Annotated in this window: 16 protein-coding genes; 5 read left to right on the forward strand and 11 right to left on the reverse strand. The window is 37.5% G+C overall.

The window, feature by feature from the left end; translation table 11 throughout:
* Positions 1-153 precede the first annotated feature (153 nt).
* The 5 genes from AC0L6O_RS13440 to AC0L6O_RS13460 form a co-directional block, all read right to left on the reverse strand.
* Positions 154-492, reverse strand: a complete 339-nt coding sequence (locus AC0L6O_RS13440) for a P-II family nitrogen regulator (protein WP_341224932.1) — start codon at positions 490-492, stop codon at positions 154-156.
* A 478-nt stretch (positions 493-970) separates the two neighbouring features.
* Complete coding sequence (locus AC0L6O_RS13445) at positions 971-2026, reverse strand: sugar phosphate isomerase/epimerase family protein (RefSeq protein ID WP_473303027.1); 1056 nt, start codon at positions 2024-2026, stop codon at positions 971-973.
* A 44-nt stretch (positions 2027-2070) separates the two neighbouring features.
* Complete coding sequence (locus AC0L6O_RS13450) at positions 2071-3216, reverse strand: Gfo/Idh/MocA family protein (RefSeq protein WP_473303029.1); 1146 nt, start codon at positions 3214-3216, stop codon at positions 2071-2073.
* Positions 3217-3249: 33 nt separating this feature from the next.
* Entirely contained in the window at positions 3250-3735 is a 486-nt protein-coding gene (locus AC0L6O_RS13455; RefSeq protein ID WP_473303030.1) for a GNAT family N-acetyltransferase, read from the reverse strand.
* A gap of 29 nt (positions 3736-3764) precedes the next feature.
* The gene (locus tag AC0L6O_RS13460) at positions 3765-4973 is read right to left on the reverse strand and encodes a Gfo/Idh/MocA family protein (RefSeq protein ID WP_473303031.1); all 1209 of its coding nucleotides are present in this window, start codon (positions 4971-4973) and stop codon (positions 3765-3767) included.
* A gap of 313 nt (positions 4974-5286) precedes the next feature.
* Between AC0L6O_RS13460 and AC0L6O_RS13465 the strand changes: the two genes are divergently transcribed.
* The 4 genes from AC0L6O_RS13465 (at position 5287) to lptC (ending at position 9154) form a co-directional block, all read left to right on the forward strand.
* Complete coding sequence (locus tag AC0L6O_RS13465) at positions 5287-6510, forward strand: MFS transporter (RefSeq protein WP_473303033.1); 1224 nt, start codon at positions 5287-5289, stop codon at positions 6508-6510.
* 79 nt (positions 6511-6589) lie between these two features.
* The gene (locus AC0L6O_RS13470) at positions 6590-7321 is read left to right on the forward strand and encodes a type III pantothenate kinase (protein ID WP_473303034.1); all 732 of its coding nucleotides are present in this window, start codon (positions 6590-6592) and stop codon (positions 7319-7321) included.
* A complete protein-coding gene (locus AC0L6O_RS13475) occupies positions 7293-8588 on the forward strand; it encodes a hypothetical protein (RefSeq protein ID WP_473303036.1) in 1296 nt (431 codons plus the stop codon). The genes AC0L6O_RS13470 and AC0L6O_RS13475 overlap by 29 nt, the downstream gene beginning before the upstream one ends.
* A complete protein-coding gene (gene lptC / locus AC0L6O_RS13480) occupies positions 8588-9154 on the forward strand; it encodes an LPS export ABC transporter periplasmic protein LptC (protein ID WP_473303037.1) in 567 nt (188 codons plus the stop codon). The genes AC0L6O_RS13475 and lptC overlap by 1 nt, the downstream gene beginning before the upstream one ends.
* Before the next feature lie 33 nt (positions 9155-9187).
* On the opposite strand, the gene AC0L6O_RS13485 is transcribed toward lptC, so the two are convergent.
* From AC0L6O_RS13485 to AC0L6O_RS13505, 5 genes are all read right to left on the reverse strand, one after another.
* The gene (locus AC0L6O_RS13485; RefSeq protein WP_473303039.1) at positions 9188-9595 is read right to left on the reverse strand and encodes a c-type cytochrome; all 408 of its coding nucleotides are present in this window, start codon (positions 9593-9595) and stop codon (positions 9188-9190) included.
* Positions 9592-10218, reverse strand: a complete 627-nt coding sequence (locus AC0L6O_RS13490) for an SCO family protein (protein ID WP_473303041.1) — start codon at positions 10216-10218, stop codon at positions 9592-9594. The genes AC0L6O_RS13485 and AC0L6O_RS13490 overlap by 4 nt, the downstream gene beginning before the upstream one ends.
* Positions 10211-10627, reverse strand: coding sequence for a hypothetical protein (locus AC0L6O_RS13495; RefSeq protein ID WP_473303043.1), 417 nt, complete (start codon positions 10625-10627; stop codon positions 10211-10213). Before AC0L6O_RS13495 ends, AC0L6O_RS13490 begins: the two co-directional genes overlap by 8 nt.
* A gap of 11 nt (positions 10628-10638) precedes the next feature.
* Complete coding sequence (gene recN, locus AC0L6O_RS13500; protein ID WP_473303045.1) at positions 10639-12291, reverse strand: DNA repair protein RecN; 1653 nt, start codon at positions 12289-12291, stop codon at positions 10639-10641.
* An 86-nt stretch (positions 12292-12377) separates the two neighbouring features.
* Positions 12378-12881: a Rid family hydrolase gene (locus AC0L6O_RS13505; RefSeq protein WP_473303046.1), complete on the reverse strand. Its 504-nt coding sequence runs from the start codon at positions 12879-12881 to the stop codon at positions 12378-12380.
* Positions 12882-13002: 121 nt separating this feature from the next.
* On the opposite strand from AC0L6O_RS13505, the gene AC0L6O_RS13510 reads away from it, so the two are divergent.
* On the forward strand, positions 13003-14154 hold the full coding sequence (locus AC0L6O_RS13510) for an FAD-dependent oxidoreductase (RefSeq protein WP_473303048.1): 1152 nt from the start codon (positions 13003-13005) through the stop codon (positions 14152-14154).
* Between the two features lie 162 nt (positions 14155-14316).
* On the opposite strand, the gene AC0L6O_RS13515 is transcribed toward AC0L6O_RS13510, so the two are convergent.
* Positions 14317-15591 carry a sugar isomerase gene (locus AC0L6O_RS13515; protein WP_473303050.1) on the reverse strand — a complete coding sequence of 425 codons (1275 nt, stop codon included), beginning with the start codon at positions 15589-15591 and terminating at the stop codon, positions 14317-14319.
* Positions 15592-15750: the final 159 nt, after the last annotated feature.

Genomic DNA, 15750 nt, shown 5'->3' on the forward strand with positions numbered 1-15750 from the left:
GCAACAACTTGTAAATCATCAAATAGGGTAAATAAATCAAAAAAACTTTTCGAAAAACTATAATATTCTAAGAAAATGAAGTTTTAAGGTTTAAAATTTGGCAAAAAAAAAGAGCGACAATTGTCGCTCTCCTATTTCTTGATAAATGGCATATTAGTTAATAGCCGGATTTCCCTTTTCTCCAGTACGAATTCTTACTGTTTCTAGCATCTCAGAAATAAAGATTTTACCATCACCCACGTTTCCAGTATATGCAGCCTTAGTAATAGCCTCGATAGTTCTATCTAAAAACTCATCAGAAACTACTATAGACAAATATCTTCTTTGAATATCCGTAGTACTGTAGCTGATAGTTCTGTAAATATGTCCTTCCTTTTCATTTCCAACACCAGTCACATCCCAGTAAGAGAAAAAGTTAACTTCTACAGCATGTAAAGCATCACGAACTTCAGAAAACTTTGACTTACGAATTATGGCTTCGATTTTTTTCATCCTATCTTTTTAGTTTAATGTAAAATTATATTTTGGTTTTAAATGTAAAGAAAAAATATTCAAAGGGAATTAAAACATTTTTGCAAATTTAAATTTGTCTTGAAAAAGATATAAAAAATGCAATAATAAATAACTATAATTCAATTATTTATGAAATAGCGAAGATGACCAAAAAAACTTTCTATCAGTTTTGTTAACACAAACTATCGCCAAATTATATTCTGCTAAATCTAACTTCTCAAAACAAAGAAAAATATATCTCAAATATTTAGATTCTTTCCCGAATTATATTCTTTTTATTCATACGCCAAAGGTGACTAGGAAAGTCGATATTTCCAAAGATTTGAGAACGCCTTAAGTTTATATAGTTATTCTTTTTCTTTGCATAATGCAACAAAGCACTTCCTATAAGAAAGTGCTTTGTTTAAATGCCAATTTAAATATCAAAAATTGACCAGAAATTAAAAGATTATTTTTTTTAATCTAGTCCTAAAATTTTACGATTAAAGGCCTCATCAGTACCTGTAGCAGCGAAATCATCAAATGCACGAGTCACTACCTCTATAATATGCTCCTGAATAAATGGTGCTCCTTCGGTAGCTCCTTGGTCAGAGTCTTTGATACAGCACTCCCACTCTAAAACAGCCCATCCGTCATAACCATATTGCGACAGCTTACTGAAAATAGCTTTAAAGTCTACTTGACCATCTCCTAATGAACGGAAACGCCCGGCTCTATCAGCCCAGCCAGCGTAAGCACTGTACACACCCTGTTTTCCTGTAGGGTTAAACTCAGCATCTTTCACATGGAAAGCCTTAATTCTTTCATGATAAAAATCAATGAACTGTACATAATCTAGGGCCTGCAAAATGAAATGGCTAGGGTCATAATTGATATTAGCTCTTGGGTGACCATCCAAAGCTTCTAAAAACATTTCGAAAGTAGTTCCATCATGAACATCTTCACCTGGGTGTAACTCGTAACAGTAATCTACACCGCACTCGTCATACGTATCTAATATAGGCTTCCATCTAGCAGCTAACTCTTTAAAAGCTGACTCTATCAAACCTGCAGGACGCTGAGGCCATGGGTATAAGAAAGGCCAAGCTAAAGCTCCTGAAAAACCTACGTGAGAAGTCAAACCTAAATTCTTAGAAGCCTGAGCTCCTAATTTACATTGCTGAATAGCCCAAGCTCTTCTTGCCGGCTCGTTACCATGAACTTCTGCCGGAGCAAAAGCATCATACATAGCATCATAAGTAGGATGAGAAGCTACCAACTGACTCTGCAAATGCGTGCTCAGTTCTGTAATTTCAAGTCCTTTATCTTTCATTTTACCTTTTAGCTCATCACAGTAAGTTTTTGATTCAGCTGCTTTAGCTAAATCAATAACCCTTGGGTCCCAAGTTGGTAACTGAATACCTTTGTACCCTTTACCGCCCATATAATCGGCAAGACCGTCTAAAGAATTAAAGGGAGCGTCGTCTCCCAGAAACTGTGCTAAAAAAACTGCAGGTCCTTTTATCGTTTTCATTATCTATTCTCTGTTTTAATGTTATAATTCGTTTTAAAGCGGTTTTAGACCGTCGTCCAGCTTCTTGACCTGTGACTTTCTAAAATTCTTTCACATACCAATAACTCTCTGTAGCCATCAGCAAAAGTCGGGAATGTTGGATTTTCAGGTTGCTTACCTTCTTCTATAGCCGCATAAACTTCTTTAAAAAGCTGCTTAGATGTATCAGGGAAACCTTCATTATGACCTCCAGGGAATGAAACTACACTCTGCACACCATCTGCTACTAAAGAAGGGTCTTTCATCAATACTTCATTAGCCTTCTCTCTATGGCCCATCCATAATTCGTTTGGTCTTTCAGAATTGAAGGCAAAAGTTTTCTTTGAACCAGAAATTTCTACTTTCAATTGATTTTTACGACCCGCAGAAACCTGAGAAACTGTAATACTACCAGCATTTCCGTTATCAAAACGAAGTAACACATTGGCGTGGTCTTCTGTATTGATAGCCACATCTTCGTAATCGTCTGGCCCTAATTCTACACCAGAATATGTAGCAATAGCTTTTTTCGGTTTCTTTCTAATATCATGAACAGTATTGAAATCTGCCAGCAGTTCTACTGTTTTCAATCCTGTCACATACTCAATAATATCCATCAAATGAGAACCAATATCAGCAATGGCTCTAGAATCACCCGACTTGTCTGGCTCTAATCTCCAGTTATAATCAGTATCTAAGAATAACCAATCTTGAAGGTAAGAACCTATGATAGAGAAAACTTCTCCTAATTCACCTTTCTCTCTCATCACTTTCATTTGACGTACCATTGGGTAGTATCTCAAATTGAAATGAACGGCATTAACCAAACCTGATTTCTCAGCAATCTCCACTAGTTCTTTTGCTTCATGCAAGTCTTTAGACAATGGTTTTTCACAAACCACATGCTTACCAGCTTCTAACGCCGCCTTAGATTGCGAATAATGAAGGAAATTAGGTGTACAGATATGTATACACTGTATCTCATCCATTTTAAGTAGGTTTTCAAATGTGCAACCTACCGGAATACCTAATTCTGCAGCTTTTTGGTCTGCAAGTTCTTGATTAACCTCACACAAGGCTACTACCTCTACATTAGGAAGTCTTCTCAAAGCCTCAATATGAGCTGGCCCTATAAATCCTGTTCCTACTACTCCTACTTTTATTTTTGACATGTTTTAATTCAGGCCTAAAGGCCCATTTGTGATTTATAAAATCTTGGTCATTCGGTAATTGATTAAATCAACACCATTATCTTTTGTATTCAAATTCTTCCTAAGCTTAAAAAAGCCATTCCTTTCAAAAAAATCAAAGGCCGTAATACTGACATCACTTTCAATAAGCTTAAAACCAAGTGACTTTGCCTTGGTCTTTACTTCCTTCAAAAGTCTTTTAGCTATACCCTTTCCTTGATGCTCTGCATGCACAAACATAAAATCTAGGTATCCTTTAATCCCTACATTCGTTTTCTCTAACGATGTAAAACCTAACAATTCTTCATCACGGCAGGCTAATAAAAAATACTGTTTTTTTATTGCATCCTCCCACCTTTCTTCATGATTAACAGCATCACACCAAACCTCAATTTCGCGTTCATCGTAATCTTCAGAACAACATTCTTGTACTGTATTGACAAATAAATCCTTAATCTTAGGTAAATCTGAAAGACTCGCCTGTCTTATTTCAATATCCATACGTTATTCTAAACTTTACTAATCCTCAATTAGATTTCGAATTTAGTCCACTTAGTAGTATCATCATTTGCCGATTTTACTACTGTCTGAATAAAGCCCATACCTCTTAAGCCATCTTCTATTCCTGGGAAATCATAAATTTCAGGGTTGTAAGAGCCATCGGCTTTACCACCACCTAAACCACCAGTAGCAGATTTATCAGCAGCTACGCCCCAGCTATTTCTTAGAGCCATAGCGAAGTTTCTATAAATACTAGCAAAAGTCTCAATGTAACCCTCAGGATGACCTGCTGGCTGACGCGTATGAGCTTGAGCATGTTCTGAAAGCTGCCCCACTCCTGTTCTAATAATTCTAGAACCCGTGTCCTGATTGGTAAGCTCTAAAGTATTTGGCTCCATTTGACTCCACTTTAAACCTCCTTTAGAGCCATAAATACGAATATTAAGGTCATTCTCTTCTCCATGACAGATTTGAGAATTGTGCAGCACTCCTTTAGCTCCATTATTAAACCTTAATAAGATATTAGCATCGTCATCTAACCTTCTTCCTTCTACAAAAATGGTTAAGTCGGCACATAACTCTGTAATCTCAAGACCTGTGATATATTCCGCAAGGTTTTCTGCATGCGTACCTATATCTCCTACACCGCCAGCAGCACCACATCTTTCAGGGTCCGTACGCCAGTCAGCTTGTTTATTTCCCGTTCCTTCTACTAGATTATATAGCCAGCCTTGTGGATACTCTACAATAACTTTTCTAATATCGCCTATTACACCCGTTTTCACTAAGTGTTTTGCCTCCTTCACCATCGGGTAAGCAGTATAATTATGCGTAAGTGCGAAAAGTAGACCAGTTTCGTCTAAAATCACCTTTAAGTCTTTCGCTTCTTGCGTAGTTAATGTGACAGGCTTATCCATTAAAACAGGAAAGCCATTTTCAAGAGCAAACTTTGCCGCAGGAAAATGAACATGATTAGGCACCACTATAGACACAAAATCCATTCGCTCCCCTACTGGAAGTTCTTTTTCCTTTAAAATCATCTCCTCATATGAGCCATAAACGCGACTTGGGTCTAAATAAAGAGACTCCCCTGTTGCCTTTGATTTTTCTGGATTTGAGCTAAAAGCTCCACAAACTAATTCTACCTCACCATCTAAAGCAGCTCCTCTTCTATGTACTGCACCAATAAATGCCTCCAAAGAGCCACCTATCATTCCCATCTTTATTTTTCTACTCATTATTCCTTACTAAGGGTTCTTAATTAATAAAAGTGAAGTGCAATTTAAGGAAAATCGTAAAGAGAGGTCAAATTAAACAGTCCAATTTTTAAGTCTAAAATACAATTTCATTTAAACGCCACATTTTTATGCTATTACAATCTTAATTTCTCAAAATCACGCTTCCAAAGTTTTTAAGGGCATTTTTATTATCAAATTCATTTGCACAATTATATCCTTTTATCTTTTGATGAATGACCAAAAAAACTATTTTTACAAATTAAATATTCAACCCTAATCTATTTATAATCTCAACCCTAATCTAATTATTATAATGGTAAACGATAAGAAACTCTTTTTGGCAAGCTGTTTTGCCTTAATCACTACAGCATTTTCTTTCAGTATTAGTGCTGGTACGCTAAAGCAACTAGGAACAGACCTTGGTTACACAGCAGAAAACTTAGGATACATTAATTCTCTTTGGTTTTTCGGTTTTCCAATAGCCATGATAGTTGGTGGTTTAATATACCACTCTATTGGGCCTAAAAAAATCATGCAAATTGCTTTTATTAGTCACTTTGTAGGAGCTGCTCTTACACTTTATGCGGTTTATGTAGTTACAGACGCTAGCTACGCTATGCTTCTTTTCTCTAACCTGCTTATGGGTATTGGATGTGGATGTACCGAAGCTGCTTGTAATCCTATGATTGCAGACACTTACGAGGGAGACACAAGAAACAAAATGCTAAACCGCTTTCATATGTGGTTTCCTGGTGGAATTTTCTTAGGAGCTCTTATTTCTGAATTGATGAACACAATGGGATTATCTTGGCAAAGCCAATTTTGGTTAATTCCAATTCCTGCACTTATATATTTCTTCTTATTTAGAGGTCAAGCATTCCCAGAGCCTAAAGGTGAGCAAGCTTCACTTTCAGCTAACTTTAAAGCTATGCTGACTCCATTATTCCTTTTCATCTTTGCTTGTATGGCTTTAACAGCTATTTCAGAATTTGGACCACAAAAATGGACAGGTTTAATCATGGAAAGCTCTGGAGCTAAGCCAATGTTGATTCTTGCTCTTACAGCAGGTCTTATGGCTGTCTTAAGATTCTTCGGTGGTCCTGTAACTAAGCTACTTGGTCAAACAGGTGTTTTACTTGGTGGAGCGGTGTTAGCTACCTTAGGAATTTACCTATTCAGTACGCAAATTGGCTCAATGACTTATGTAGCTGCTATTTTCTTCGCATTAGGTGTTGCTTTCTTCTGGCCTACAATGATTGGTTTCGTGGCTAACAAAGTACCAAAAAGTGGAGCACTAGGCATGTCTATCATTGGTGGTGTAGGAATGTTCTCTACTGCTATTTTCCAACCAATTATTGGCGGATGGATTGACAGTGACATTGCAGAACAAAGTGCACTTGGTCTTACAGGAACAGACCTTGATTTAGCAGCTGGACAAGCCACATTAACTACAATGATGACCTTCCCAATTATACTAATAGTAGCATTTACAATATTATTCTTCTGGCAAAAAAGCAGTAATAAAGTAGCTGCCTAATTAATTATATTTGAATTCTTTAAAAGCACCCTTTCTTCCTAAGAGAGGGTGCTTTTGTTTCTAAACCATCGTAATAACAATGAACGCCGCAATAGACCTCGGAAACACTTTTGGTAAACTAGCCTTTTTTGAAGGGCTTAAACTCACTAATTATGAGCGAGGATTAAATGTTAAAGGCATTCTAAAAAGCTTAAAAAAAGTTAATCCTGAAAAAATCATTATTTGCTCCGTAACTAAAAGTATGTCAGAATTAAATGAGCTTTTTTCAGATTTCAGCACCAAGCTTATACTTTCGCCAGAGACAGCTCTGCCGATTAAAAATGGTTACGATACGCCAAAAACACTAGGATATGATAGAATAGCCGCCGCAGTGGGTGCTTTTTATCAATTCCCGAACGAAAACTGCCTTATTGTAGAAATGGGAACCGCCATAAAATATGATTACTTAAACAAAAGCGGAACGTTTGAAGGTGGTATCATTTCGCCTGGTTTAAGAATGCGGTTTAAAGCACTGCATACTTTCACTAAAAAGCTGCCGTTGATTAAAGAAGATGGTATTCCTGCCTTAATAGGCACCTCTACGGCAAGCTGTATACAAAGCGGTGTAGTAAATGGAATGGCGGCAGAAATCAATGGTCTTATTTCTAAATATCAAGAAAAAGAAGACTTAAAAATTATAATAGGAGGAGGAGACGCCGTTTTTTTTGAAAGTCAGATTAATTATCCGACATTTGCGGCTTCAAATTTGGTCCTTGAGGGGTTAAACAGAATTTTAATATATAATGCTGAGAACAAAAACTTTATTAAGTAGTCTCATTCTAATTTTATCTTTTCAATACGCTTTCTCACAAGGCCAAGGAAATACCCCATACTCCGTTTTTGGTTATGGCGAACTAGCAGACCCAAGTTCGGCGTCTCAAGATATGATGGGTGGTACAGGGGCGTCTTTTGCAAACGCTTTCTACGTTAACCTTATTAACCCAGCTCTTTTAGTTAAGAACAGATACGCTGCTAATCTTAAGTATGTAGCTTTTGATGTAGGACTAAGAGGCAACTCTAGAACCATTTCTTCTTCTACTGCTACACAGTATGATTTAGGAATGAATTTAACTCACCTATCTCTTACTACACCTATTACCCCTAACTGGGCAATGGCAGTGGCTTTAAGACCCTATAGCATGGTAGACCATAAGTCTTCATACCAAGAAACTATAGTGGGCTCAACCAATGAAGTAGTAAACTACGAGAATACAAATACGGGTGGGATTTCAAGAGTTTCTTATGTAAACTCATTTAGAGTTTTAAATGACTTTTACATTGGTGTAGAAGGAGCATATAACTTCGGAACCTTCACTAAGGATAGTAGTAGCTACTTATTCGGTTTGGCATCGAACCAATTAAGAAACACATCAAGGTATACTCTTAAAGGAGCTTCTGTAAAATTGGGACTAGCTTACCAGAGAAAGTTATCTGAAAAGTGGCGACTTAATGTGGGTGGCTCTACAGAGTTATCTACCACCCTAAAAGGTGATTTATTAAAAACTTTCGGAAACTACTCTGACCAAGGCAATGGACCTGTTTTAGTTAGTTTACCAGACACCGTGGGCTTCAATAGTATCTCAGCATCTACTCCTGCACAATTTAGGGCTGGTATTAGCTTAGAAAGTCCTTTTCACTGGGTTTTCGCGGCAGATTATCATACCACACAATGGTCAAACCATACGGCTCTTGACAAGACAGCTGAAGCAGTGCTAACGAATACCAGCGAATATAAATTTGGAATTGAGTGGTTACCAAATTCATCTTCTACAAAATACTTGAATCAGGTATTTTATCGTGTAGGTTTTGCCACTGGAAACTCTCCATACTATATCAACAATACACAAGTTAAGGATACTAAATTCACATTTGGTGCATCATTACCAATGGGCTTCAGAAATCCTAGTTATGTAAATCTTGGTGTAGCTTTAGGAACAAGAGGAACTACAGCAAACAACCTTATACAGGAGCAATACGTACGCTTCTCTGCAAGTATGAGTTTACTTAGCCCATGGTTTATCAAGCCAAAAATTGACTAATGCGTTTTTTATTAGGCTTATTGCTTTTAGGATTCTTGGCATCTTGTAAAGAAGACGGGGAGCCTGAAACGCCTTTTGTCTATATGGGCCCTATCATGACGGTAAATGACCTTGCGGTGACTTATTCGGATTCTGGCAAGGTAGTGGTTAAAATGTCGACAGCGGTGCAGGAAAAGATGCAGAATGAAGACGAAAACTATCCTAAAGCCATTTATGTCAATTTTCTGAATGATGATGCTGTAGAATATAGCTCATTAAGAGGTGACAGCGGTCGTTTTGTAAAAAGCAAAGACCATTATGTAATCATGGGAAATGTTTTCTTCTATAATAGAGAAGAACAGCAGAGCCTTTCTACCAATGAACTGATTTGGAGCCCTAAGACAAAGAAGATATACACGGATAAGAAAGTGCAAGTAAATACTCCAACCGACCAGCTTATTGGTAACGGAATGGAGTCTGACCAAGACTTTAGTAATTATAAGTTTATAGGTGGCATCACAGGATACTTCAAAGTAGATTCTTTAATTACCCAGCCAGATACCAGTCAGTCTAGAGTTCTTAATTAAGCGAGAGCACTTTTTGAAAGAGCGAACACTAAATTATTTGCAGTTATTAAGAGCTTCTAAAACTTCAGAGACTTCAACTTTTTCATCACTCTCTAAAAATTCCTTATTCAGATATGTAGCCAATTGAGCTATGTCTAAATTAAATAATTTAGGATTTGCGGGCATGGCTTGGTCATAAACTTGTCCATTTACAGAAACCTCTCCAGAAGCACCATTCTTTATAATGCAGATAACGTGTTCTGTGTTTTTTAGATGCTCATTATCTTTTAAAGGAGGATACAAGTTACGTAGCCCTTCGCCATTTTCACCGTGGCAGTTTGCACAGTTTTGTTTGTAAAGGCTCTCACCATTGACCAAGTATATCTCATATTCCATTTCATCGGAATCTGTACAGGCCATGACGGCAAATAATAAACAGCAGTAAATAGCTAATTTCTTCAATCTTCTTCTTTTAAAAGTAACTCAATATCTTTTATTAATTGATTCACTTGTTTCTCTTCCGTACCATCATAAATACCTCTTATATGCCTTTTTCTGTCAACCAAAATAAAGGCTCCAGAGTGTACAAAGCCTCCGGTTTCCATTGCAGTAAGTGTATCTTCTGCGGCAGGTACCATGTATGACTTTTCAGCTATTTCATAAATTTCATCTTGGTCGCCAGTAACAAATTGCCATTGCTTACCCGTAACGCCAAGAGCAGCTGCATAATCTGCTAAAACAGTCACAGAATCATGGTAAGGGTCAATAGTATGTGACAAAATAGCCAAAGATTCGTCTTCTAAAAAATGCTCATAAACTCTGAGCATTTGACTTTTCATGACAGGGCAAATGGTAGGACATGAAGTAAAAAAGAAGTCTGTCACATATACTTTGCCATCTAAGTCGGCATTAGTTACAGTTTCGCCATATTGATTAGTGAAACTAAAGCTAGGCACTTCATGAGGTACTTCTTTGCCATTTTCGTCCAAGGTAGTTCTACCTAAAACAGGTAATGAAGCTTCTTTGATTTGACATGAAACCATGCTAAGCAATACAAAACCAAATAACAATATTTTCTTACTCATGCTCTTTCAAAAATTTATTCGCTGTGTCTATTGCTTGATTAGTCGCTTCGCCAATTTCTTTAATTTCAGCGTTCAAGCTTTCGTATAATTTAAGCTTTTCCGTTTTGTCTTCTACATCATTCATAGCCACTCCAAATTCATCCATCCAGGTATACATGGCGTCATTGGCGTCTATTAGTTCTTTTCCAAGACCAATTGCCACAGTTTTCAAAGAATCTCCTTCTGGTAATTCATTGACAGATTTTAGTACTTCTGCTTTCAGTTTGGGTAGCTGCATACTTTTAGGCATTACCACATCATGACCTTCCATTAATTCAGCGTACACCACTTCTATTTTTTTATCTTCTTCGCTTGGACCACAGGCCAATAAAAGGCAAGAAAATGAAAGACAAAACAGTACTTTTTTCATTCGAGTATAATTTATGATTGTAATAATTCAAGAGCACTCTGAATTGAGCTATCAGAAGGATTATCTCCTCCTATCATTTTAGCTATTTCTAGAATACGCTCGTTTTCTTCTAATTTCTTAATACTACTGACTGTTCTAGCAGCAGTGTCGTTTTTGTACACAAAAAAGTGAGAAGTTCCTTTGCCTGCTATTTGATGTAAATGCGTGATTGCCATTACCTGCATGTTTTGACTCATTTGACGCATCATCACACCCATTTTAATAGCTACTTCCCCAGAGATACCAGTGTCAATCTCATCAAAAATGATGGTAGGCATAGCCGTCTTTTCTGCCAAAATATATTTGAGCGACAGCATTAATCTAGAGAACTCTCCGCCAGAAGCTACCTTTCTAAGACCTTGCAGGTCAAAACCCTTATTTCCTGAAAACAGAAACTGGACTTTGTTGATACCATTCTTGTCTATAGGTTGTTCCTCATTTTCTATTTTGAAATCGGCATTAGGAATGCCTAACTCTTTTAGTAAAGCCACTACCCTTTTTTGTAAAGCAGGAATTAGGGATAGTCTCTTTTTAGATAAAGATTGACCTGTTTTAAGCACTTTGGCTTCAGCCTTTTCTAAGTTTTGCGTCAGCACTTTTAGTTTATCATCAAAATTAAGAACGTCTTCCACCTTTAAGCTTAATGACTCTCTAATCTCAATCAGCTCTGAAATACTCTTGACACCATGTTTTTGCTGCAGCCTGAAAATTAAGTCTAACCTTCCCTTAAGCTTATCTATAGCCTCTGGGTCATGCTCTACATCTTCTTCATACTTTTCTACTTCCTCGGCTATATCAGCCAGCTCCACCTGCACACTTTGAAGACGCTTCTTTAAGTCTTCATAAACTTGTGAATACCTAACTATTGGGTTTAACTGTACAGCAGCATCTTGTAAAGCAGAAATAAGCGACTGCTCTGGATGATTTAAAAGCGTGCTCACTTGATTAAGTTTCAGCTTAACCTCTTCCGCGTTTTCTAAAACATCTAATTGCTCTTGAGCCGTATCTTGCTCTTCTTCCTTTAAATTGGCGTCAGCTAGCTCTTCTAACAAGAAACTATTATAATCAAACTCCTTTTTGAGTTCAATAGCCTCCTGTGACAAATAATCTAAAGATTTTTTGGCAGCTCGGTAAGCTTTATAATCTGCCTTGTAGCTTTTTATCAGAGCCTCGTTTTCGGCAAAGGCATCTAATAAATCTAATTGATAATCTGACTCTCCTAAAAGAATAGAATCATGCTGAGAATGAACATCTAAAAGACGTTCGCTAAGCTTCTTTAAAACATCTAGGGTTACCGGAGTGTCATTGATAAAGGCTCTAGATTTACCCGAAGGGGCTATTTCTCTCCTAATCAAGCAAGGGTTTTCATAATCTAAATCTGCCTTTTCAAAGAGTTCTTCTAATTGATAAGAACCAATATTGAAGGTACCTTCTATAAAGCATTTTTTTTCTTGATTATAAAGAGCCTTTCCGTCGGCTCGGTTACCCATCAACAAGCCTAAGGCTCCGAGCATGATGGATTTACCTGCACCTGTCTCTCCTGTGACAATGTTCAGCTGGGCATCTGGAGAAATTTCCAGATGCTCAATGAGTGCGTAATTTTTTATTAAAAGATGAGCTAGCATGGGCAGTTTTATTGGCTGCAAAGCTAGTCATTGAAGGTCTTCTTAGCAAAGAGCCATTCACCTATTTTAGAAGAATTTGCACAGTTTTAAATCTTAGCGGCTATAACCTCTATTTCAATAAACTTATGAGGATTAACAAGCGTAGCCACACCAACCGTGGCTCTAACTGGTTTTGAAGGATTATCATCTGTTCCGAAATACTGCTTGTACGCATTATTCCATCCCTTAAAATCATACTCGCCTGTTTTAGAATCTGCCGAAACAAAAACTTTCATGGCAAAAACATCAGAGAGCTTCAAGCCTTCTTCTTCTAAAGTAACTTTGATTTTTTCTAAAATACTTAAAGACTGCACCTCTGTATTTCCATACTTTTCATAATTACCGTCTTCTAAAGAATCTGAAAGTGCTGAGGCTGTCAAACCGCTAGTATAAAAAAGAGAGGAGCCTTTAGGCAACTCCGCAGTCTTTGAAATAATAGACCATTCTGGTCCTTTTAAAATAGCCAACTGCCCCGAAACTTGATTTGCCAAGAAAGACAAAAACAACAGAGAAATACCGTACTTTTTCACTTTAACAATATTAAATTTCATTATTTTGTAATTTTATAAACTATAATGCTTTACATCTCAAACTTAGTAAAATATCCTTTTGAATAACTACTATTTGACGGTAATTTCATGCATTCAGTAATTAAAAAAGCAAATAAAAGGCATGAAGAGAAGAGCATTTTTTCTTAAAGCAGGGTTGGCAGGTTTAGTGGTAGGAAACCAAGGTTTGACATCTTGTGTGACAGGACCAAAATTTTATGGTGACAAGAACTTCTATATCAATAAAGGGTATCAGACCATTCCGAAACTGAAATTATCAAAAGACAGGATAATTAAAGAAACCGTTGGGCTAAGACCATTTAGAGAATCGGGCCCAAGGGTAGAAAAAGAAATGCTAAACAATAAGATTATAGTGCATAACTATGGCCATGGTGGAAGTGGTTGGTCGCTTTCATGGGGAACTGGAAATCAAGCCCGTAATTTGGTCAAAACCACGAATGAGAAAAAAGTAGCTCTTTTAGGCTGCGGAACGGTAGGAATAGCCACCGCCACGCTCCTTCAAGAAAGTGGTTACGAAGTCACCATATATGCCAAAGACGTACCACCAAACGTGACCTCTAACTTAGCTACAGGAACTTGGTCTCCATCTTCCAGAGTATGCTCAGCAGAGAAAGCTACACCTGAAATAAAAGCAAATTGGGAAGATGCTTGTAAATTCTCGTTTAAGAGAATGCAAATGAGCTTAGGCCTTAACGACATCATAGACTGGGGAGACGAATATGTGGTAAGAAAACAAAAGCCTAACGGCTCAAATACTGGCGGCGGACATGAAATGTTTCATTTAGATGGCTTAAACCCTGAGTGGAAAACATTGGCTCAAAAAGATCACCCTTTTAAAGCGGACTACGTAAGAAGAAGAAGTAATATGATTTTCAATATTCCTAGTTATTTAAATTTCCACCTTAATAACTTTCTTATTAGAGGCGGAAAACTAGAGATAAAAGACATAAAATCATTAGAAGATATAGATGCTTTATCAGAAAAAGTAGTGGTAAACTGCATGGGCCTAGGTGCTAAAGCAATTTTTAACGACGATGAACTTTACCCTATTTCGGGTCAACTATCTTGCTTAGTCCCACAAACCGAAGTAAACTATAAATTAGCAACTGATGGAGCCTACTTTATCACCAGAAAAGATGGCATATATTTAGGAGGAAGTGGCATAGTAAAAAGTTGGGATACCACGCCAAACCGCGAACTAACCGAAAAGTGGGTAGATGTGCTCTCTGACTTAATGCAGGAAATGAAAGGTTAATGTTTTAGGAGCGGCATATTGTAGCTTATGTGTCGCTCTAGATTTTATTCTAAGAAACTAGAGTCTCTTATTCTGTTTAAAATAAACCCCCTTGAAATATCATAAAAAAACGGCCACCGAAATTAATCAATGACCGATTTTAAACCTTAAACCGAATAGCTACTAAAGACCTGTGGCTACCGTAACAGCTCCACGTTCTTTTATGAGTTCATTTCTTACACCCGTGGCTCTGAATAGCTCCACTGGATTTAAAGCTCCGTTGGTTCTTAATCTTGCTTCCGCCACCAAGGCTCTTAAATCTGTTCTGTAAGCGTTTTGAAGAATCTCTTGGGCTTTTGTTACATCGTTTTCTTCTTGTGCTTTTTCTAATGCTTTTCTATCTACCGAAAGTGCTTGGGCATAAGCCAACATAATCGCCTCTACAGATTGTAACAAGTCCTCTAATGGGTCTTTTACATTATGTGATGCATCTATCATCCAACCCAAATCTTTAGCATGATTCATACCTCTAGCGTCCATGCCTTCTACCAATTCATTGAAAATCAAGAACAGCTGATATGGCTTCACACAGCCTGCGGTTAAATCATCGTCTCCGTATTTTGAGTCGTTAAAGTGGAATCCGCCTAATTTGCCTTCCATCAATAGTAAACCAACTATCTGCTCTATATTGGCATTTGGTAAATGATGCCCTAAGTCTACCAAGGTAGAGGCTTTATCACCTAGTTTCTGCACATAAGACAGCGACTGTCCCCAGTCTGCCACTGTGGTAGAATAGAAGTTTGGTTCGTAAGACTTATACTCCAAAAACAGTTTCCAATCTGACGGAAGTGCGGCGTATATCTCTTGTAAACTTTCTAGGGTATTTTGATAAGCCTTTCTAAAGTTCAGTTGACCGGGAAAACAAGAACCATCTGAAAGCCAAACCGTTAATGATTTTGAGCCTAATCCTACACCATGTTTTATCACTTCAATATTATGGTCTACCGCTTGTTTTCTGATAGCCTTGTTGACATTCTGAAGCGAGCCAAATTTGTAACTATGTTTTTGGTCTGCTTGGTCTTGAAAGGTGTTTGAGTTTACGGCATCAAATGCCAAACCATGCTCTCCTGCCAATGTTTTGATAGACTGATAATTCTCTGGAATATCCCATGGAATATGCAGTGAAATGGCTCCTGACGACTGATTTAGTTTGTGTAATAAACCTACATCTTCAATTTTTTCTTCCAATGAGCGTGGCTCCCCTCCTCCCGGAAATCTTCCAAATCGGGTTCCACCGGTGCCAAGTGCCCATGATGGTATAGCGATTTGAAACGCCATTAGTTTTTCAATGATTGCTTCGGCATTTGCCACCTCTGAGGCAGTAAACTGAAGTTTTGCTTCGTGTTTGCTGAGTAAATCAGCATTATGGTTGCCTATTATTTCTTTATTTAATTTCATCTTTTTAGATATAAATTTCCTTTGCCCTTCAATCAAATTCTACGCTGCCTTTGCCAGGCGGGCGATACTTTTTTACTGAAAAAAGTACCCAAAAAGCAAGCACCCTTCGTAACTCCCAAATCAAAAATTCAAGAAGTCTAAAATGTACAAACTCTAATT

The organism is Arcticibacterium sp. GJ41-1, from assembly GCF_055808875.1.